The following is a 21,391-nucleotide window of genomic DNA, read 5'->3' as shown; positions in this document are numbered from 1 at the left end:
CAGGAAATAGCATCTTCAAATGTTAAAAAATTAATTTTAACTTTTTATTTAAAGATTAGTTTAAACCTTTAAATTCAGCTTTACCGCGGTAAGCAGCTTTAGTCAATTCTTCAATACGAAGTAATTGGTTGTATTTAGAAACACGGTCAGAACGGCAAAGTGAACCAGTCTTGATTTGGCCAGCTGCTGTACCTACTGCCAAGTCAGCAATTGTTGAATCTTCCGTTTCACCAGAACGGTGAGAAATAACAGTCGAATAACCATTTGCTTTAGCAAGATAAATTGCGTCTAAAGTTTCAGTCAAAGTACCGATCTGGTTGTATTTGATTAAGATTGAGTTACCAACTTTTTCATCAATACCACGTTGTAAAATCTTAGGATTAGTTACGAACAAGTCATCACCAACCAATTGGATTTTATCACCAAGGATTGAAGTCAAGTAGCTCCAGCCTTCCCAATCAGACTCATCTAAACCATCTTCGATTGAGATAATTGGATATTGATTTACAAGACCAGCTAAATAATCTGCAAACTGATGGCTTGTAAATGCACGGTTGCCTTCGCCTTCTAAAACGTATTGACCGTTTTTGTAGAATTCTGAAGATGCGCAGTCTAACGCAAGCATCATGTCTGAACCAGCTTTGTAACCAGTCAATTCAATTGCTTGTAAAATGATTTGAATTGCTTCTTCGTTAGAACGTAAGTTAGGAGCAAAACCACCCTCATCACCCACAGCAGTATTCAAACCTTGTTTCTTTAAAACTGATTTTAAAGAATGGAATACTTCAGCACCAGCACGTAAAGCTTCAGCAAATGAAGTGAAACCTACAGGCTCAATCATGAACTCTTGAATATCAACAGTGTTGTCCGCATGCTCACCACCATTTAAGATGTTCATCATCGGTACAGGCATTGTCAAAATTGTTTGACCACGAAGATCTGCGATGTATTGGAAAAGAGGAAGTTTCTTTTCTTCAGCAGCAGCGCGCGCAGCAGCCAATGACACAGCTAAAGTTGCGTTAGCACCTAATTTCTCTTTGTTTTCAGTACCGTCAAGCGCGATCATTGTATTATCAATGTCTTTTTGCTCAAAAACTGATTTACCCAACAAAGCATCACGAATCAATGTATTAACGTTATTAACTGCTGTACGAACGCCTTTACCTAAGTAACGCGATTTATCACCGTCACGTAGTTCTAAAGCTTCACGAGAACCAGTTGAAGCACCAGATGGTGCACATGCACGACCAACAACCCCAGATTCTAAAATTACGTCTGCTTCGATGGTTGGGTTACCACGAGAGTCCAAAATTTCACGTGCACGAATGTCAACGATTTGGCTCATGAACAATTCCTCTTTGAATGAATATGAGCTGCGGTTAAAGCAGCGTAAGGGTTATAAAACAACTCAATGGGTGTCTAACTTTTTGAATCCTTTAACTAAAGTATCCAATTCTTTTATTTGTGCCAAGAATGGTTCAAGTTGGGACATACGTAATGCACAAGGTCCATCGCATTTTGCATGTTCTGGGTCTGGGTGTCCTTCCAAGAACAATCCAGCCAAACCAGTTGCCATTCCAGCGCGTGCTAAAGTTGTAATTTGAGCACGACGACCACCTGCTGAGTCAGCACGACCACCAGGGGTTTGTAACGCATGTGTCACGTCAAAGAAAACTGGCACATTCATTTCTTTCATTGTGTCAAAGCCAAGCATATCTACAACAAGATTGTTATAACCAAATGCTGAACCACGTTCACAAAGAATAAGTTTGTCGTTTCCTGCTTCTAAACATTTATGCAGGATATGACGCATTTCATGAGGTGCTAAAAACTGGGCTTTCTTAATATTAATAATAGCCTGTGTTTTTGCCATCGCCTCGACAAGATCAGTCTGACGACTTAAGAAAGCGGGTAATTGAATAATATCGGCTACTTCTGCAACCGGTGCAGCCTGATATGGCTCATGCACATCAGTAATGATAGGAACATTAAAATGTTTTTTAATATCACCTAACCATTCGATACCTTTTTCAAGTCCAGGACCACGGAATGAATGCAGACTAGAACGATTTGCTTTATCAAAACTCGCTTTAAATACATAAGGAATATCTAAGCGTTTGCAAATATCAACATACGTTTCTGCAATTTCAAAAGCTAAATCTTTTGATTCAAGTACGTTCATTCCGCCAAATAATACAAATGGCAAATGATTTGCCATTTGTATATCGCCTAAACGTACAACTTCTTGTGGTTTTAATTGTGACATTTAAACTTTCCCAGTTTATTTAAAATCGCATTATTTACTTTTTTGATGCTGTGTTTTTGCAGCGTCAATAAAACTAGCAAATAATGGATGTCCATCACGTGGTGAACTTGTAAATTCCGGGTGGAATTGTACAGCAATAAACCAAGGATGTTCAGGAATTTCTACAGTTTCAACTAAATGTTGTGCTGAAGAGTAACCTGAAATCTTCATACCAGCTTGTTCAATCGACTCGATGAAACGGTTATTCATTTCATAACGGTGACGATGACGCTCAGTGATTTCAGCTTTACCGTAGACTTCACGTGTTTTTGTGCCTTCAACCAATTCAGATTTTTGAGCACCTAAACGCATAGTTCCACCTAAGTCAGACTCAAGGCTACGTTGTTGTAATTCACCGCGCTCATCTAACCATTCAGTAATTAAACCAATAAGTGGATATTTTGTAGAGCGGTTAAATTCTGTAGAAGAAGCTTCTGGCATACCTGCAACATGGCGAGCGTATTCAATAACAGCCAATTGCATGCCTAAACAAATACCCAAGAATGGGATTTTGTTTTCACGTGCGTATTGAATAGCTTTCATTTTGCCTTCAGTACCACGTTCGCCAAAACCACCTGGAACTAAAATTGCGTCAGCTGTACTTAAAATAGATACGTCTTGGCTTTCAAGTTCTTCAGCGTTGACATAATCGATTTGTACTTTTACGCGATTTTTAATACCTGCGTGTAATAATGCTTCATTCACAGACTTATAAGCATCTGGTAATTCAACATATTTACCAACCATAGCTACACGTAAAGTGTATTCAGGATTTAGTAATGCTTCGACTACATTGTCCCAATCTTCTAGGTTTGCTTCTGGAAGATCATTAAATCCAAAACGCTCACAGATCAAGTCATCAACGTTTTGTTCATAGAATGTACGTGGAATTTGATAAATTGTTTTCGCATCTTTACATACCACTACAGCACGCGCTTCTACGTTAGTGAACAATGCAATTTTGCGTTTAGTGTCAACATCCACATCATATTCAGTACGGCAGATAAGAATATCTGGCTGAATACCAATCGAAAGCAACTCTTTAACAGAGTGTTGAGTTGGTTTTGTCTTAAGCTCTGCTGCAGATTTGATATATGGCAACAAAGTTAAATGCATAAGCATGGTTCTTTTATGACCAAGCTCAACCATTAACTGACGAACTGACTCCATAAATGGAAGTGATTCAATATCACCTACCGTACCGCCAATTTCTACAATAGCAACATCGTAGCCTTCACCTGCGCGAAGTACACGTTCTTTAATGTTGTCAGTAATATGAGGAATAACTTGAACTGTACCACCAAGGTAGTCACCACGACGTTCTTTATTTAAAACGTCCTGATATACACGACCACTGGTAAAGTTATTAAGTTTGGTCATTTTCGCACGACGTAAGAAACGTTCGTAATAACCCAAGTCTAGATCAGTTTCGGCACCATCCTCTGTGACAAAAACTTCACCATGTTGGAAAGGGCTCATTGTCCCTGGATCGACATTAATGTAGGGATCCATTTTAACCATTGTGACTTTTAAGCCACGGGCTTCCAAAAGTGCAGCAACTGAAGCAGCAGAAATACCTTTACCTAGCGATGAAACTACACCACCAGTGACAAAAATAAAATGGGTCATTAAGTTTCTCGTACAATCAAGCCGAAATCGGCCTACAATGTTTGGCAATTTTACTGTACTCTGCCCCTATAAAGCAAAGTCAAACCGCATCAATTCAAAGATCATTAAACAACTGGCTATTCTATCAGCATTTTTAATAAAAATTTAGGTCAATCTCACATGATTTTTTCATTCTCTTTTGCTGTTATAATGCCAACTCCTCAATTAAATGTTGTTTAGGACAATGGCAAATAAAAAACTTTTAATCTGTGCTGCAATTGCAGCTGGACTATTGTTAACCGCATGTGTCAAAAAAGAAACACCTAAAGAAGAAGAGCAAGAAAAGGTTGAAACTGCTGTTTCAGAACCTACACCTGCTGAACCTGCAAAATTTGAGTCTTTAGAAAGTGTTCAAACTGAAGAAGCTCAAACTCAGGAACCAACGCAAGTTGAAGTTCATCGTGAAGAAACAGCGAATACGACAACTGAAATTCGCCGTGAAACTCGCCCTACCCAACCTGATCAAAATTCACAAACAACAGTTTCTGAGCAACCTAAAGCAGAGCCGAAACCAAAACCTGAACCTAAGCCTGAGCCAAAAGCAGAGCCAAAACCTGAAAAGGTTCAGTCAAAACCAGCCGAACCATCTCAAACTGAAGATGATGCTGTTGCTGCTGCAATTGCTGCTGCTACTCCAGCGCTTAAAAACTAAGTTCGTAAACACATATGCCCAAATTGAACCATCAATTTGGGCTTTTAAGTATTATTAAATTTAATAAACAGTTTTACTTTTTCTTCGCATTTTATCTTTAAAGTTTCCCTAGATATCAATTAGGGACAATCTACTTTTTTCACTTCAAAAAAACATTGACGATAAATTTAGAGCGATGTAGTTTTTCAACAAGTTCCTTTTTGGAACTTGTTGAAAGAAGATTGGAGCTTAGAATGAATACTGTATCAAATCGTGTCCCCGCCTCATTTCCAGTCCGTCGTATGGACTATAATTTTGAAAATGTACCTCGCTACTGGTGTAATAATGAACCCACTTTTACCCATTATTTTACGGGTTTATCTACATTGTTCCCTGAAGGTGAATCATATTTCGTTCGCTCTGTTCGAGCTTTACGTGCTAAAGCAAAGTCGAATGAAATTTTAGATCGTGAAATTAGTGCTTTTATTGGCCAAGAAGCTATGCACTCTAAAGAACATCATGCTTTTCATGTAAGTGCACAGCAATATGGTTTAGATCCTCAATCTTTAGAAAAAGTAACTGGCATCGTTTTAAAAGCTATTGAAAAAGTTTTTAGTAAAAAATGGAATTTGCTTGTAACAGTAGGTCTAGAACACTACACCGCAGTACTTGTGGTTAGTATGATGCAATCTGTTAATGAATTGATGACGGACTCAACTATTCGCAATTTATGGCTATGGCATAGTATTGAAGAAACTGAACATAAAGCTGTGGCCTTTGATCTCTATCAACATTTATATGGAAGTGGCTTAAGCGCATACCTTCCTCGCATTACAGTCTTTACTTTAAGTCTATTTTTGATTACCGGTTTTTCAACAATTTATCAATTCGTTCTTATGAAACGGGATCATCAACTCTTAAATTTCAAATCATGGCGTAAGTTCTTTAGTTTTGCGAATAAACAATATAGAACATTGATCCCTCAATTTTTTGACTATTATCGATTTGACTTTCATCCCAACCAAACAGATGAAAAAGACCTCGTGGCTAGCACAAAAATCAAAATTGGACTAAAAGATCCAAAATTGCTTTTATCTTGATCTAATAAAATTATAAAGCCCATCTGTTGAATGGGCTTTATTTAACTTATTGCGAAATTACAGTTATTGCTTATGTTCGACCAAAAAATAATTTGATATTAATTTGGCCGCCCATGAGGTACTTTTCCATCCTTCGTAAAAGCCACAGTGACTTCCTTTTTTTGTGGTGATTACCGCAATATTACTCATTTGCTGAATCGTTTCTTTGTAAGGTTCCAAATTTTTAATAGAACAGACTGGATCGTCCTCAGCATTAAGAATCATTAATGGTATTTTGACATTCTCAAATACATAAATTGGATTAATGGCTTGGCAATAGCTTTGATAATCATCAAAGCCAGCCATTTCAAAATATTCTTTCTCAAACTCTTCCAGACTTGTCGTTGCAAGAACCTTTTCTAAAGAAGCAATCTGGTTCCAAGTACTTTGATAAGGATGAATAAAATACTTGAATAACTTTTTGGTCATCATTTTGCTATAAAACGGATGAACATTTTTAAAGCCAATCTCTGTGTTGTAGCCCGGACACATTGCAAAAGCAGCTTTAAATGGCGTGTCAGTACCTTGCTCTCCTAAGTAACGAACTAGTAGCCCTGTCCCGGCAGAGGAACCTACTGCGTATAAATCCGTTTTAGAGAATAATTTTTGAATATGCTCAAGTTGCTCTTTAAGGTCGCTTGTTGATCCAAAAAGAGAAATCTGTGGCACAGGCATAGGTAAGCCAGCATGCCCACGGCGTAAGCATAGTGCTATTCTCCATCCCGTATAATGATGTATGTCTTTCACAAGTTCACGCATACTTTCAGGTGTTCCTGTAATGGTATGCATAATGACAACAGTTGGAGTATCTGGAGGAAGATCATAGCCATACCACGCGATCGCAGTTACGCCACCATCTTTCATAGTGAGCTGATCAATACGGTCATATTCAAGCTTAATGGTTTTTTTTCTAATGATATCAAAATACAAAAGATGAACGTGATTGTTGCTCAACCACGGTGTGGGCCGATATTTTTGCTTGAGCTGGGGCAATTTCTCCAGAATATCTTTTATTTTCCCATTTGGGTCATAATAGATTTTTGGCTGTTCGGCACCTAATACCGAATCGAACAATTCTGAACCGAAAGCTTTAATTTTATTTAAAGTAGATATGCCCATTTCCAATCACTACCTCTGATTATGAGTTAAATGATTGCCGCACTAATGCTGCAACCTGTTGTCCCCAAATTGCATAAATTTCTTTACTCGGATGAAAGCCATCACTTGCCATAGGCAGATTCATCGCTTGAAAATGCCGAATATCATATTGAATGAATCTAAATTGGTTTTGTGATTGTAACCATTTATCTAATGTCTGATTTATTTGTTCCGCATATTTTCCAAACAACCAAGCCAATGGATTTGGTAACGCTGGAAAATGCTGCATTGGCGGAACACCAGAAACAATAATGAGCTTAGGCTGAAAACGTGCCTGTATATATTGAAATAATTGTTTTTGTTGTTTTATCCATGAACTTGCTGAGGTTAATTTTGTTACATCATTAACACCAATCGACGTAACCACCACATCGTAATTTTGTTGCTCTAAATGCTGTACTGCTTGAAAAACCTGCTTAGTTGTATCACCTGTTTTTGCATGCAGTTTCCAGCGTATCGAATATTGATCTTGCAACTCAGAAATAATTGCACCAGATAAAGCATCTTTTTGGTTTTCTACCCCAACACCTGCTGCGGCAGAGTCTCCTAAAATAAGTAATGATAGAGGTCTTCCCTTGCCAACGATGCCTTCTCTATCACCGCTTGCTTCTAGCAGTCGTGGTGTATTCTTGCGAACCTTTGTTCCTTGTACAAACAGTACAGGAAGCAATGCTAGAGTTGAAAGCTTTAACCACATTTTATTGATCTCTATCTTACTAGGCTATTTACTAAAATTATTGAGGTTGAAACTTAGCAATTCTTATACCCATTTGTTCAGCCAATGCAGCTAAGCCACTCATTGGACGTATCATTACTTCAAAATCAATAATTTTGCCTTGTTCATTAAAACGAATCATATCAATACCTTTTAATGATTTACCACTAACATTGGCACTGAACTCAAGCACTACATTTTCACCGTCTTCTGTATAAAACTCACGATGATAGGTAAAGTCTTCGAACACCTGAATCACATTGGTAAGAATGAAGAAAACGACCTGCTTTCCTTCATAAGGTTTGTAAGCAACTGGTGAGCGAAAAACCACTTCATCCGCCAGCAAGTCATTTAGATCGGATAAGTTACCAGCCTGAACCATTTCATGCCATTTTTCTAAAGACTGATTTGTTGTTTCGAGTGTCATTGTTTTTTTATATCCTATAATTTAACCAAAGAAGTAATGGGCATTTCTCTTTAAAAAAATGCCCATAAAAATTTATAGTGTCGCTGCTAATTCAGCACCTTGGCGTATTGCACGTTTTGCATCTAGTTCACCTGCCTCTTTAGCGCCACCAATTAAATGAACTTTTTTTCCATCTGTTTTTAATTGATCATACATTGCGGTAAATGACTCTTGGCCTGCGCAAATCACCACATTATCAACCTCAAGTACACTTGGTTTCCCATCCACAGTAATATGTAAACCTTGATCGTCTACCTTGTTGTATTGCACACCTGCAAACATTTTGACCTGACGATTTTTTAGTCCTGTGCGATGAATCCAGCCTGTTGTTTTACCTAAACCAGCACCTACAGCAGCAGTTTTACGTTGTAGTAAATAGATTTCTCGTTCAGAGGCCTCAACTTTTGGCTGTTTTAAACCGCCTACATGTTCATATTGAGTATCGATTCCCCATTCTTCATAAAACTTTTCTGGATTTAAGCTGCCACTTTCACCTTCATGAGTAAGATATTCAGCTGTGTCGAAACCAATACCACCCGCTCCAATAATGGCAACACGTTGTCCTACTGGCACACGCTCTTTTAAAACCTGTAAATAGCTCAGTACTTTAGGATGATCAATTCCCTCAAACTGTAATTGACGAGGCGTTACACCTGTTGCAACCACAATTTCATCAAAATTTGCTTGACTTAATTCTTCATAAGTTGCTTGATGATTTAACACAAGTTCAATATTTGGTCGCAATTCAATTTGACGACTAAAGTAACGTAAAGTTTCGTAGAACTCTTCTTTTCCAGGCACCGTTTTTGCAATATTAAACTGACCACCAATTTGATGACTTGCTTCAAAAATTTTAACTTGATGCCCGCGATCAGCTGCATATACCGCAAAACTTAAACCTGCCGGACCCGCGCCAATAACAGCGATATTCTTTTTAACCTGAGCTTCTTTAAAGATCAGTTCAGTTTCATAACATGCACGCGGGTTTACTAAACAAGTTGCGATTTTCATTGAGAAAATATGATCTAAACAAGCTTGGTTGCACCCAATACACGTATTAATTTCATCACTCCGGCCTTGACTTGCCTTCAAGACAAACTCAGCATCAGCTAACATTGGTCGTGCCATAGACACCATATCAGCATGACCAGATGCCAATACATGCTCAGCCATTTCAGGCGTATTAATTCGGTTAGAAGTAATTAAAGGAATAGAGACTTCACCTTTAAGTTTTTCAGTCACCCAAGTAAATGCAGCACGTGGAACTTTGGTCGCAATTGTTGGAATACGTGCCTCATGCCAGCCAATACCTGTATTGATAATTGTTGCACCCGCTTTTTCAATTTCTTTTGCAAGCTGAATCACTTCATCAAAACTTGAACCGCCTTCAACTAAATCAAGCATGGATAGACGATAAATAATGATAAAGTTTTCACCCACTAATTCACGCGTACGCTTTACAATTTCAATTGGAAAGCGTATACGATTTTCGTAACTACCGCCCCATTCATCATCACGATGATTCGTACGAGCTGCAATAAACTCATTAATTAAATAACCTTCGGAGCCCATAATTTCTACACCATCATAGCCCGCATATTGAGCAAGTTTGGCACAGTTGGCAAAGTCATCAATGGTTTGTTGTACTTCCGCAGAGCTTAAAGCTTTAGGCTTAATCGGGTTAATCGGTGCTTGAATTGCTGAAGGTGCAACGTTATTTGCCTGATAAGAATAACGACCCGTATGTAAAATCTGCATAGCAATTTTACCCCCAGCTTCATGAACAGCTTGGGTAATTACTTTATGTTTTTCAGCTTCTTCAATTGTATCTAGTTTGGTTCCGTGGCTAAAGACAACACCATCATCATTTGGAGAAACACCACCAGTTACAATCAGCCCCACATCACCTTTTGCACGCTCAGCATAAAACGCAGCCATGCGCTCATATCCTTGTGGTGCTTCTTCTAAGCCAATGTGCATAGACCCCATAAGCACACGGTTTTTTAAAGTAGTAAAGCCTAAATCAAGTGGCTTTAATAAATGTGGATAAGCTGACATATTTTCTCCTATGGCTAGCAATAAGCATTGCTAATGCAACTTGTTGCATAAATTTATAATCAAATTTTGACTTTTATGCAACATGTTGCATAATCTCATGAGTCACACTTTACTTTTGCTTACAAACTGGATTGCCATGTCACTTCCTCATGTTTTATTGACCAGCTTGCTTGAACGTCCAAGTACAGGGTTTGAACTCGCCCGCCGCTTTGACCGATCAATGGGCTTTTTCTGGAATGCCACTCACCAGCAAATTTATCGTGAACTCAATAACATGCTGAAAAAAGGCTGGGTTTCCACTTTAGAAAATGAAATGGATAATGGTCGTAAAAAAACCTATCAGGTCGAACAACTGGGTCGTATAGAACTGGCTTCATGGATGACGCAACAAAGTGAACCTGCGCAGCTTCGTGATGATTTGATGGTTAGATTGCGTGCAGAAGCACAATTGAGCAATAATCAGATATTACCTGAACTGTTAAGGCATCTTGGTTTACACCACGAGAAGCTCAAACTTTATCAAAGTATTTATGATAAAGATTTTAAAGACAGTGATGATCTAAATGACCGTGTGTTATACATCCATAAAATGATCTTAGAACTTGGAATTACGATGGAAAGTGAATGGATCAAATGGTTGGAACAAGTCATCCCTCAATTAAAACGCTTTGCCCAAGATAACCCATCTGGAGAATAGCCATGCCGTATTACACCATGCCCGATCAGGAAAATTTATTTGTACGCCGTGTTGGTCGTGGTGAGCCTGTTTTGGTTTTATCTGGCCTTGGCATGCAAAGTTGGCAGTGGCTACCGTTTATTTATGCAAACCGCAAAGAATATGAATTTATTATTCCAGACTGGCGTGGTTTCGGTGGTTCAAAGAATTGTGCAATTCCCGAACAAGATGCTATTTCTAGCCATTGGCAAGATGTTGCTCATTTAATAGATCAATTAAAACTTAATAACTTTATCTTGATGGGCTATTCAATGGGCGCAACGACCGCCATGCATGGTATGAAACATGCGCAACTTGCACAACAGTTAAAAGCCTATTTACATATTGATCAGACACCGAAAATATCAGTAGATTCGACTTGGGAATATGGTTTATTCGGCCCTCTTCACACCCAGTTCAAACAATTATTAAATGATATTTATCAATTATTGTTAAAGCATAAAAACGCAAAATATCTTTATGAGCTCTCACTTCCAGATCGACAAGAACTAGTCCGTCTATGGGTAGATTTTATTGAATTGCAAAGTAGCAATCCTTTTAGTCCGCTAGTTTTTAAAACAGCTTTAAAACAGCCTTTTTTACAAAAATATTTATTACCTATTCAACGATTGGATTACTTGTTTTGGTATGTTGAAAATTATCTTTATCACAATGAAGATTATCGAGAAGCAATTCAGCAGTTAGCATGTCCTACCACCTTCTTTATTGGTCGCAATTCTACACTTTATCCAGAAACTGGTCAGACGCTGATTGCACATAGTGTTGAGCATGCAAAAGCAATATATTTTGAACGTTCAGGCCATACACCTTTATTAACCGAACCTAAAAAGTTTGGACATGAAATCAATACATTCCTATCCGAACTCAAACATGCTTCTTAAAAAATAAAGGGATCTATTTATAGATCCCTTTTTTAAATCAATAAATAATTAAGCGGAATGAGCTAATTCTTTTGTCTTTAATTGCTTAGAGACATTTAATAAAAGCTGCTCTGTTTTTTCCCACCCTAAACAACCATCAGTTACTGACTGGCCATAAGTCATATCACAAGAAATCTTTTGGTTACCATCAACCAAATGACTTTCAATCATGACACCTCGAACTTGTGTTTTTAAACGTTCAGCAACGATTTGCTGTAAAACTTCTGGCTGACGCAACGGATCTTTCCCACTGTTACCATGACTACAATCAATCACGAGTGCAGGTAGATTTTGTTTGTGTTTTTCTCGTATCGCCTGAATTGAAGCTAAATCGTAATTTGGCCCATGATTTGCACCACGCAAGATCAAGTGCGGTAATGGGTTTCCAGCACTTTGAATCACTGAAGGCAAGCCTTGTTGATTCATTCCTAAAAATTGATGTTCATTTTGCGCGGACTGAATCGCATCTAATGCAATCTGAATTGAGCCATCAGTACCATTCTTGAAACCAATACTGTATGGCATATGACTTGAGATTTCACGGTGAATCTGAGATTCGCTTGTGCGAGCACCAATTGCACCCCAAGCCAATAAATCATCAAAATAGCCAGTTGCCATAGGACTTAAAATTTCACTCGCGATTGGCAAACCCTTTTCAATAATTTGTAGGTAGAGTTCACGAGATTTTTCTAAACCAAGTTGTAAATTTGATGAACCATCTAAATTTGGATCATACATGAACCCCTTCCAACCCACTGTGGTACGTGGTTTTTCAATGTATGTACGCATCACGATAAAAATCTGATCTTTAACTTTTTCTTGTAATTTTTGCAGCTTTTCAGCGTATTCAAGTACTGCAACTGGATCATGAATTGAACAAGGCCCTGTAATTACCATTAGACGATGATCGTTGCCGTTAAGAATATTTTGAATAATTTGGCGGTGTTCGGCAATTTGACGTGCGAAAGAGTATGCAAGCGGGTATTTCGCTTTTAACTGGATAGGTAAACTAACTGGTGTTTCTTTTGTATTGGTTTGAGTCAGTAAAGTATTTAGGGCATTCATTGGTTTTTTCCTTGGGACTGCAATCTACTCAGTCCGATCATTTATTTGAGCGTTTTGGATCTATTCGTTGGTAAAGGTAAGCAAAAGTAAAACCAATAAAAGTTGCTAAAGTATGAATAAGTCATGTTGTTCATTTTAAGTTCCTCGATTCTAAAAAGATAAAGCATAAAAAAACCTGATCGGGGTTGCCGATCAGGTATTAACTGTGATGGGCAACTTTCTCATGCCCGAATACGCTCAGGCAACTATCTAAATTGCCAAAAGTAATAGTAAGCGTTAGTGTTCACAGATTGATTTAACATCTTTATCTCAAATATTAAAAAATGTTCCTTAAATCTAAAATACGCATTGTTGATGAGTTTGACAAGTCTTTTTTTTGAAAAAAACTTCTTATTTTTCTCGCTTACGATTTGATTCAATGATGCATTAACGAATCAACCCTTGAGGTTGCAAAATAATTAAACCAGCTCCACAAAGCACAATTAGACCACCTAATATATCCCATCTTGTTAATCCCACCTGGTCAACAAAGCGTAGCCACATAAGCGCAGTAAAAATATAGATACCACCATAGGCCGCATAAATGCGTCCAGAAGCTGCCGGATGTAAAGTCAACAGCCATACAAAGACCGCCAAGCTTAAAATAGTAGGTAGCCATAACCAAGCCGACTTCCCTTCTTTTAAAATCAGATAAGGAAAATAACAACCAAGAATTTCAGCAATTGCCGTGATAATAAATAACCCGAATACGCTCAGTATTCGGGTTATAGTAAAACTCTCAATTAACATAACTTATGCTGGTTCTGCCGTATGATGATCTTCAAATACTTCAAGTTTTAAGCCGACAGCTTTGCCATCTTCTTTTTTCACCGATACAGCCACATTACCACCATGATCTGCAAGTTCACCAAACAGAATCATTTCAGCGAGTGGTTTCTTCAAGTGCTCTTGAATGAGACGTTGCATTGGACGAGCACCCATCAAACGGTCATAACCATTTGTAGCCAACCAATCTCTCGCACTTTGATCAACATCAAGAACAACTTGTTTTTCATCCAATTGCGCTTGTAATTCTGTTAAGAATTTGTCGACTACAGACTCAATCACAGTAGTTGGTAATGCTTTGAATTGAATAACACCATCTAGACGGTTACGGAACTCTGGAGAGAAAGCACGTTTCATGGCTTCTTGGTTATCAGAACTATGATCTTGTTCAGTGAAACCAATACTCGCGCGAGAAATACTTTCCGCTCCAATATTCGTAGTCAAAACAATAATCACATTTCTAAAATCTGACTTACGTCCATTATTATCCGTTAAAGCGCCATGATCCATGATTTGTAGCAATAGATTAAACACATCTGGATGTGCTTTCTCAATTTCATCAAGCAACAAGACACAATGCGGATTTTTATGGATCGCATCAGTGAGCAAACCACCTTGGTCATAACCCACATACCCTGGAGGTGCCCCAATTAAACGTGAAACTGCATGACGTTCCATATATTCAGACATATCGAAACGAACAAGCTCTACACCTAATAATTTAGCGAGCTGCTTAGTAACCTCGGTTTTACCTACACCTGTTGGACCAGCAAAAACAAAACTACCCACTGGTTTATCTGGTGACTTCAATCCAGCACGAGATAACTTGATCGCTGAACCTAATGCAGTAATTGCTTCGTCTTGACCAAACACCACACGTTTTAAATCACGCTCAAGATTTTCAAGCACTGACTTATCATCTTTAGACACAGTTTTTGGTGGAATACGAGCAATCTTAGAAACGATATCTTCGATATTCTCAACAGTAATCAAGCTATCATCACTTTCAGCTTTCAAACGGCGTTGAGCACCTGCTTCATCGATGACATCAATTGCCTTATCTGGCAAGAAACGATCATTAATGAACTTAGCAGAAAGCTCTACAGCTGATACCAAAGCCTTATCGTCATATTGTACGTGGTGGAAATCTTCAAACTTAGTTTTCAATCCACGTAAAATATCAATCGTTTCAGCAATACTTGGCTCATTGACATCAATCTTTTGGAAACGACGTGATAACGCATGGTCTTTTTCAAAAACCTGACGATATTCTTGGAAAGTCGTTGAACCAATACAACGTAAAGTACCATTAGCTAAAGCTGGCTTAATAAGATTTGACGCATCCATTGTGCTGCCCATACTTGAGCCTGCACCAATGATCATATGAATCTCATCAATGAATAAAATCGCATTTGGATTTTTCTTCAATGCATTAAGCAATTGTTTTAAACGTTTTTCAAAGTCACCGCGATATTTAGTTCCAGCAACCAATGCACCAATATCTAAACTATAGATCTCAGCCTGACTTAAAGGTTTAGGTGCTTTACCGTTCACAATTAACCATGCCAAACCTTCAGCAATCGAGGTTTTACCCACACCTGGATCACCTACAAGCAATGGATTGTTTTTACGACGGCGGCATAGAATTTGTGCTGTACGCTCAATTTCTTTTTCACGACCAATTAGTGGGTCAGTTTTGCCTTTTTGCGCTTCAACATTTAGGTTCAGTGTATAAAGCTCTAATGGTCCTGCATTGCTTGCGCTAGTTTCACCCTCAATATCTTCAACCTCTTCTTCAACTTGCACTTCATCTTTACGTGTCCCATGAGACAAGTATTGAGTCAATGTCAAACGATTGATTTGATGACGTTTAAGTAAATACACAGCAAAAGAATCACGCTCTGAATACATTGCGACCAAAACATCTGCACCCTCAACAGTACGATCGCCGCCACTTGATTGCACGTGGAAAATAGCACGTTGCAAAATGCGGTCAAAACTTTCTGTTGGATGAGGAGCTTGCTCGCTATTTTCGCCAAGCTTAGGAGTATGTTGTTCTACATATTCTTCTAATTCTTTACGCAAAGAAACTATATCAGCCCCACATGCTTTTAATGCATTCACGGCTGAATCGTTGTCGAGTAATGCTAATAATAAATGTTCAACTGTAAGAAACTCATGTCTCTTTTGACGAGCCATGCTAACAGCCAAACGTAATGATACTTCTAATTGACGACTGAGCATGTAACCCCCTTATGCTTTAGGCTCAATCTGGCAAAGTAATGGATGACCTTGCGATCGAGCGTAATTATTAACAAGGTTTGCCTTAGTTTCCGCGATGTCTCTTGGATAGACTCCGGCAATACCTTTACCTTCATAGTGTACTGTTAGCATTACTTGAGTTGCTTGGTCAAGATTCATTGCAAAGTATTGTTGTAAAATTTCAATTACAAAGTCCATTGGGGTGTAATCGTCATTCATTAATACAACTGCATATAATGGGGGACGCTTGAGTTCTGGAGGAGCTGTTTGTACTACAACCTCTCCATCATGATCTTCGTTTTGCGAATCACTTAAGCGTGGATGGAAGTGCCAATCGACATAGCCAGACTGCTGAAAAGAAGCCTTGATATCATTTAAGTTTGTTTGACGCTTATTTGTTCGCATAGGATGTTACTATTGTGAATTTGCTTCAGCTTGAGGAATTTCTGCCACGAATGCAGAAGATGTTTCGACAGGTTTACCACGCTGCCAACTAAAACGTTTAATAACTGGTGTTTCAGAGCCGCCTGTTAAACGCACTTCAATAAATTGAGGCGTGAAACCTTTAGGCATCGTCCAACGACCTGTCAAACGCTCAAAGTCAGTAAAGTTAAAGTTCTTCGCTTCAAGCGGTACAACTAAAACCTCTGTATCTTTGATCAATCTTATTTCAACCGATCCTAAAGCACGGCGTTTACTTGGACTTACTTGCACTAAGTCTAGCTGATATTCATAAGCATTTTCAGGTAGAGGCTTAATTGCCAGATTTTGAATCGTTAAGCTTAAACCACCGCGCTGTCTCAAAATCTCACGGTAGATATTACTCATACCTTCTTGCTGAGTCTTATCGGCATTCGCTTGATTAAGCGCTTCAAACAGATCATTTGCATTAGTCACAGCTACATCACGCTCTTGTACTGCAGAGTTTAGGCTTTTGTTAACCGCATCTAAAGCTGTTTTTTGCTTTTGCACTACCTCAACCAATTGCTCCGCATCTGCATCGTAACCAACAACAGTTAAACCTTGACGGTGCCCAATTGTATAGCCGAGCGCAAAACAACCACTCATTAAAATGGCAGCACCAATAAACAAAGGCTTATTGGTGTTTAAAAAATTTTTCTTTTGCAACGAACTTTCTGCCGAAGTCGTCTGTCCAGAGTTTTGCATCGTCATCTCAGTGTTCAAGATCAGAGTCAAGACACACATTTAAATCGAAATTTAAATGTGTGTGAAGCAAAAAAGAGTTTTTTATGGTAATAAACCAATCCCTTGTAAGCCTTCGTCTTCATTAAAGCCAAACATCAGGTTCATATTTTGTACAGCCTGACCAGATGCACCTTTTACAAGGTTATCCTGAGCCGCCAAAATAATCAGTTTATTTGGTTGTGGTTTATACAAAGCAATACGAAGCTCGTTTGCACCTCGCACACTACGTGTTTCAGGTGAACTATTCGCAGGCATCACATCTACGAATTTTTCATTAGCATAGAAGTTTTCATATAAAGCTTGTAAGTCTGCCTGCTTACCCGCTTCCGTTAAGTCTACATAAATTGTACTTAACATACCGCGAATCATCGGTACTAAATGCGGAACAAACAAGAGTCCTTCAAACCCACCTTTTTGTTCTGCAATATTTTCTAGTGCTTCTACAATTTCCGGATGATGACGATGGCCTGCAACACCATATGCTTTAAAGTTATCTGCATTTTCACTGTAAATCATGCCTAAGCTTGCTTTACGGCCAGCACCAGAAACACCAGATTTCGCATCAATAATAATATTTTTTGTTTCAATCAGTGCTTGTGCTGATTTTAACAGTGGCGCTAAACCTAATTGAACAGTCGTCGGATAGCACCCAGGGTTACCAATCACTTGAGCTTGTTTAATTTTTTCACGGTTTAACTCAGTTAGACCATATACAGAATCTTTTAATACATCTGGGCAAGCATGCTCCATGCCATACCATTTTTCAAACTGTTCAAGATTTTGTAAGCGAAAGTCTGCTGCTAAATCAATAACTTTAGTTCCAGCTGCGATCAAATCTTTGGCATGCTGCATCGCAACGCCATGTGGAGTTGCAAAAAATACAACATCACACTCTTTTAATGCATCAATGTTTAAATCTGAAAATTGAAGATCTGTATGTCCACGTAAATTAGGGAACATATCTGCAACTGGTTTGCCCGCTTCTGTACGTGAAGTAAGAACTCGAACCTGCGCTTTAGGATGTCGTAATAAAATACGTAATAGTTCAACGCCTGTATAACCCGTTCCACCAACAATTCCGACAGAAATCACGTGCATTACCTCAATTTTTGAATCTATACTTGGGCAGTAGTATGACAGGATGTCCAAGCTTACAAAACCATTTCATGCTTGGTAATTTTAATTTTTTTAATTTTAACGACAATCAGATAGCACATACTGAACTGTCATAATCACATAAATATCAGCAAATAAATACCAGATTAATTTTTGGAGAGCTAGGATGCTTCAACAATCAAAAGAAAGAAAATTACGTAACTACCTTGGCTTGAGCACATTAATTTTAAGTGTAGCCCTTACTGGTTGCGGAGGTGGAGGTAGTAGCGGAGGCAGCTCACCAAGTACTCCGGCACCCGTGGATCCCACACCTGAAGCAACAACTGATGTTACTTTAAAAACCCCTGTAGAAATGCGTAATATCCAGCTTAAAGTATATAACAACACCAACAATGCTGTTTTAGTGGATACTTCAATTGCGAGTTTAAACAGCTTTAATGTCAAAATTCCTACTACAAAATTGAATCGTCTATATCGCGTAGAAATTACAACTCAAAGTTCATCTCAAGTGTTTGACCCAATTACTTCACAATATCAAAATTTGTCAGGTATTTATCATGCATTTATTACACCGAATACGGTAAGTAACAGAACCCAATTCATCAGCCCAAGCAGTGAAGCGGTTTATCAAAGAGCCATCATCCGCTCAGGGCAACTCCCTCAAGAGACTGTTGATCCAACCCGTATTGAACAATTACATGTTGATTTAGCAACTCAAGATGTCTACAAATCGTTAATGAACGCATTTAAAGACCCAGCTATTCCTAGTTTAAGCCCAGCTAATACATTAACAATTTTAAATTTACAGCAGTATTCAACCAAACAACCTACCACATATGTGGATAGCTACCTTAGCTTTGGCTATTTAAAATATTGGGCAATGGCTCATGGCGGAACAAACATTTACCAAGAACTCGTTAAAAGTTTAGCAACTGATTTGAAAGATGGATTTTTGGATGGTAAAAAACTTCATGGAGATCAAACATCCTTCACCCCTATTTTTACTGCTGCCCCCGATAATATTGAACCAATCAAAAATACACTGTTAGATATTGCAGCCAATCAAAAAGTGACTCGTGATTATTTTGAAATCAAACTGAGAACAGCTACTTTGCAATTAGCTACAGATAATTCACAACAGTCTCTAGATCAAACAGGTTATAATCTACTGGACAAGAAACAATATTCAGGAATTGTTCCTACCGTAAATTCCACTACCTTCATTCGCATTGACGGTGCTGGAGATTACCGTAGAGCTGTTGGATTTACCACCACAGCGACGTGTAATGGAGCAAACTATCCATGCAAACAAGGCTTGACCAGCATTAACCTATCAGATCCAAACCTACCAGCTACAGACTATTTAGTGGGTCACTATGAAGACACCTCAACTGGATGTCAGCTTAATTTTCGCGCGAACGGTCAAATTGACTTAAGTAAAGGTTCACAAATTTATCGTGCTGCTTTAAGTGCTGATAGTACCGATAATTTATTGCAAACAGATGCTGCTAGTTCAAGTTATTTACTCAATTCAAGTTCAGCCGAACCAAATAACACGACGCAACAATACAACTTTATCCAACTATCTATTAAAGCAAATAAGATCATTAGTGCTACAGCAGGTTTAGATAGCCGAAAAGCACCCGATAGCTTACAAACACCTCAACTAGAATGTAGCTTTAGTTAAGCTGAAACATACCACCATGCAGGCAATGGATTTGATTTAAGTTGTCTGCGGTGTTTTTGAAAATATGGATCGTATTTTTCAACTTCTGCCCAAAATGCAGGGCTATGGTCAAAATGTTTGGTATGCGCCAACTCATGAATAGCCACATAGCGAGCAATTTCGTGTGGCATCAACACCAATCCCGCATGTAGCATAATATTATGCTGGCTACTACAACTTCCCCACCGAGTTTTCGGGCGGCGAATTGTACACTCCCTATAAGCCAAATGAGTGTGCTCACTTAATTCTTTTAAAAGCTCTGGTAATTCTTGTTTCGCATAGGCAATAACTGCGTTTTGCAATGCCAAATATGGCTGTGTGTCTTTAATAAATAAAGAGTTGTTTTCCCAGTCGAATTGAAAAACACGATGCTGCTTTTGAACAATAACTTGAAATGGCTGTTCTTTATTAAAGAAATAAATTTCTGAAGGAATTTCAATGGACGCCGATTGGACGTTTTGTTGTTTATTCCACGTTTCGGTTAACCATTGTTCAGATTGCGCTAAAAAATGCTGAATTTGCTTCTTACTACAAAATAGCGGAACAGTAAGTCGTATAGACGCAGGCTCAACACGTAAGCGCAATTTTCGTGCTCTTACGTGTCGAACGATTTTAATCTCTGGCATTTCCACAGACATTACTGTGCTGTACGCTCTTCAATACCATTATTTGTCGCAACAATTGCGATCGTTGCTGGATTTAACGCAAAAATACCGTTAGTCACAACACCTGGTATATTATTGATGGTCTTTTCCAAATCAATTGCGTTTAAGATGTTCAAATTAAATACATCTAAAATAACATTACCATTATCTGTAACTACACCTTCACGATAAACCGGATCACCACCTAAACTGACCAATTTACGAGCTACAGCTGAACGCGCCATTGGAATAACTTCTACTGGAAGTGGAAAATCACGTCCAAGTTGATCAACCCATTTTGAATCATCAACAATACACACAAATTTCTTAGCGATTGATGCAACAATTTTTTCACGAGTTAATGCTGCGCCGCCACCTTTAATCATATGCATATGGCGATCAATCTCATCTGCACCATCAACATAGGCATCTAGGCTACCTACATGGTTCATATCAACCACTTCAATACCAAGTTTTTTAAGACGATCAGCTGTTGCTTGAGAACTTGCCACAGCTGCTTCTAATTGTAATTCAGGTAATAAATCAATTAGAAAGTTTACGGTACTTCCAGTCCCAACACCCAAAATGCCACCTTTGGGTAAGTGTTTTAAAGCAGCTTTCGCAGCTGCTTGTTTCTTTTCATCTTGGGTTGCATATAGGCTCATTACATCACTCAACTATTTTTTGACATTTATGCGCCAATAAACGGCGCAAATGCACAAGGGTTTGCTACAATAATTTCCTATTTTAA

At 38.4% G+C, this 21,391-nt stretch carries 20 protein-coding genes; 5 read left to right on the top strand and 15 right to left on the bottom strand.

Going from position 1 to position 21,391, the window contains the following annotated elements; translation table 11 throughout:
* Positions 1-55 precede the first annotated feature (55 nt).
* The 3 genes from eno to ACXM0J_RS10165 form a co-directional block, all read right to left on the bottom strand.
* Positions 56-1,345 (bottom strand): phosphopyruvate hydratase, encoded by a 1,290-nt coding sequence (gene eno, locus ACXM0J_RS10175; protein ID WP_002121066.1) that lies wholly within the window; start codon positions 1,343-1,345, stop codon positions 56-58.
* 63 nt (positions 1,346-1,408) lie between these two features.
* Positions 1,409-2,266 (bottom strand): 3-deoxy-8-phosphooctulonate synthase, encoded by an 858-nt coding sequence (kdsA, locus tag ACXM0J_RS10170; RefSeq protein ID WP_017400378.1) that lies wholly within the window; start codon positions 2,264-2,266, stop codon positions 1,409-1,411.
* A gap of 30 nt (positions 2,267-2,296) precedes the next feature.
* Positions 2,297-3,934, bottom strand: coding sequence for a CTP synthase (locus ACXM0J_RS10165; RefSeq protein ID WP_002121060.1), 1,638 nt, complete (start codon positions 3,932-3,934; stop codon positions 2,297-2,299).
* Positions 3,935-4,157: 223 nt separating this feature from the next.
* Here ACXM0J_RS10165 and ACXM0J_RS10160 point away from each other — a divergent pair, with 223 nt between their 5' ends.
* Together ACXM0J_RS10160 and ACXM0J_RS10155 are read left to right on the top strand one after the other, a co-directional pair.
* Positions 4,158-4,625, top strand: coding sequence for an internalin (locus ACXM0J_RS10160; protein ID WP_086265557.1), 468 nt, complete (start codon positions 4,158-4,160; stop codon positions 4,623-4,625).
* Positions 4,626-4,858: 233 nt separating this feature from the next.
* Positions 4,859-5,704: a metal-dependent hydrolase gene (locus tag ACXM0J_RS10155; protein WP_002121049.1), complete on the top strand. Its 846-nt coding sequence runs from the start codon at positions 4,859-4,861 to the stop codon at positions 5,702-5,704.
* Between the two features lie 63 nt (positions 5,705-5,767).
* Here ACXM0J_RS10155 and ACXM0J_RS10150 read toward each other — a convergent pair whose 3' ends face one another.
* The 4 genes from ACXM0J_RS10150 to ACXM0J_RS10135 form a co-directional block, all read right to left on the bottom strand.
* Positions 5,768-6,862, bottom strand: a complete 1,095-nt coding sequence (locus tag ACXM0J_RS10150) for a YheT family hydrolase (RefSeq protein WP_086265558.1) — start codon at positions 6,860-6,862, stop codon at positions 5,768-5,770.
* Positions 6,863-6,881: 19 nt separating this feature from the next.
* Positions 6,882-7,598: an SGNH/GDSL hydrolase family protein gene (locus ACXM0J_RS10145; protein WP_086265559.1), complete on the bottom strand. Its 717-nt coding sequence runs from the start codon at positions 7,596-7,598 to the stop codon at positions 6,882-6,884.
* 37 nt (positions 7,599-7,635) lie between these two features.
* Positions 7,636-8,043: a nuclear transport factor 2 family protein gene (locus ACXM0J_RS10140; protein ID WP_086265560.1), complete on the bottom strand. Its 408-nt coding sequence runs from the start codon at positions 8,041-8,043 to the stop codon at positions 7,636-7,638.
* Between the two features lie 72 nt (positions 8,044-8,115).
* Positions 8,116-10,140 (bottom strand): NADPH-dependent 2,4-dienoyl-CoA reductase, encoded by a 2,025-nt coding sequence (locus ACXM0J_RS10135; protein ID WP_086265561.1) that lies wholly within the window; start codon positions 10,138-10,140, stop codon positions 8,116-8,118.
* A gap of 136 nt (positions 10,141-10,276) precedes the next feature.
* Between ACXM0J_RS10135 and ACXM0J_RS10130 the strand changes: the two genes are divergently transcribed.
* The gene (locus ACXM0J_RS10130; protein WP_213034441.1) at positions 10,277-10,837 is read left to right on the top strand and encodes a PadR family transcriptional regulator; all 561 of its coding nucleotides are present in this window, start codon (positions 10,277-10,279) and stop codon (positions 10,835-10,837) included.
* Positions 10,838-10,839: 2 nt separating this feature from the next.
* Positions 10,840-11,757: an alpha/beta fold hydrolase gene (locus ACXM0J_RS10125; protein ID WP_086265563.1), complete on the top strand. Its 918-nt coding sequence runs from the start codon at positions 10,840-10,842 to the stop codon at positions 11,755-11,757.
* 48 nt (positions 11,758-11,805) lie between these two features.
* On the opposite strand, the gene ACXM0J_RS10120 is transcribed toward ACXM0J_RS10125, so the two are convergent.
* The 6 genes from ACXM0J_RS10120 to argC form a co-directional block, all read right to left on the bottom strand.
* On the bottom strand, positions 11,806-12,861 hold the full coding sequence (locus ACXM0J_RS10120; protein WP_086265564.1) for a 3-deoxy-7-phosphoheptulonate synthase: 1,056 nt from the start codon (positions 12,859-12,861) through the stop codon (positions 11,806-11,808).
* Positions 12,862-13,287: 426 nt separating this feature from the next.
* Positions 13,288-13,650 (bottom strand): YnfA family protein, encoded by a 363-nt coding sequence (locus tag ACXM0J_RS10115; protein WP_086265565.1) that lies wholly within the window; start codon positions 13,648-13,650, stop codon positions 13,288-13,290.
* A gap of 3 nt (positions 13,651-13,653) precedes the next feature.
* Positions 13,654-15,930, bottom strand: coding sequence for an ATP-dependent Clp protease ATP-binding subunit ClpA (gene clpA / locus ACXM0J_RS10110; RefSeq protein ID WP_017400370.1), 2,277 nt, complete (start codon positions 15,928-15,930; stop codon positions 13,654-13,656).
* A 9-nt stretch (positions 15,931-15,939) separates the two neighbouring features.
* Positions 15,940-16,353, bottom strand: a complete 414-nt coding sequence (gene clpS, locus ACXM0J_RS10105) for an ATP-dependent Clp protease adapter ClpS (RefSeq protein ID WP_086265566.1) — start codon at positions 16,351-16,353, stop codon at positions 15,940-15,942.
* A 9-nt stretch (positions 16,354-16,362) separates the two neighbouring features.
* Positions 16,363-17,121, bottom strand: coding sequence for a DUF6776 family protein (locus ACXM0J_RS10100; RefSeq protein WP_086265567.1), 759 nt, complete (start codon positions 17,119-17,121; stop codon positions 16,363-16,365).
* 75 nt (positions 17,122-17,196) lie between these two features.
* Positions 17,197-18,252, bottom strand: a complete 1,056-nt coding sequence (argC, locus tag ACXM0J_RS10095) for an N-acetyl-gamma-glutamyl-phosphate reductase (protein WP_086265568.1) — start codon at positions 18,250-18,252, stop codon at positions 17,197-17,199.
* A 184-nt stretch (positions 18,253-18,436) separates the two neighbouring features.
* Here argC and ACXM0J_RS10090 point away from each other — a divergent pair, with 184 nt between their 5' ends.
* Positions 18,437-19,957, top strand: a complete 1,521-nt coding sequence (locus ACXM0J_RS10090; RefSeq protein ID WP_086265569.1) for a hypothetical protein — start codon at positions 18,437-18,439, stop codon at positions 19,955-19,957.
* Here ACXM0J_RS10090 and ACXM0J_RS10085 read toward each other — a convergent pair.
* Both ACXM0J_RS10085 and rpiA read right to left on the bottom strand, forming a co-directional pair.
* On the bottom strand, positions 19,954-20,634 hold the full coding sequence (locus ACXM0J_RS10085; RefSeq protein WP_086265570.1) for a YgjP family zinc-dependent metalloprotease: 681 nt from the start codon (positions 20,632-20,634) through the stop codon (positions 19,954-19,956). The genes ACXM0J_RS10090 and ACXM0J_RS10085 overlap by 4 nt on opposite strands.
* On the bottom strand, positions 20,634-21,305 hold the full coding sequence (rpiA, locus tag ACXM0J_RS10080; RefSeq protein WP_000061060.1) for a ribose-5-phosphate isomerase RpiA: 672 nt from the start codon (positions 21,303-21,305) through the stop codon (positions 20,634-20,636). The genes ACXM0J_RS10085 and rpiA overlap by 1 nt, the downstream gene beginning before the upstream one ends.
* Positions 21,306-21,391: the final 86 nt, after the last annotated feature.

It is taken from the genome of Acinetobacter sp. GRABPA_MV_2, from assembly GCF_056725885.1.
Note: the sequence above shows the minus strand (reverse complement) of the source record. Positions and strands in the feature narration are given on the sequence as shown.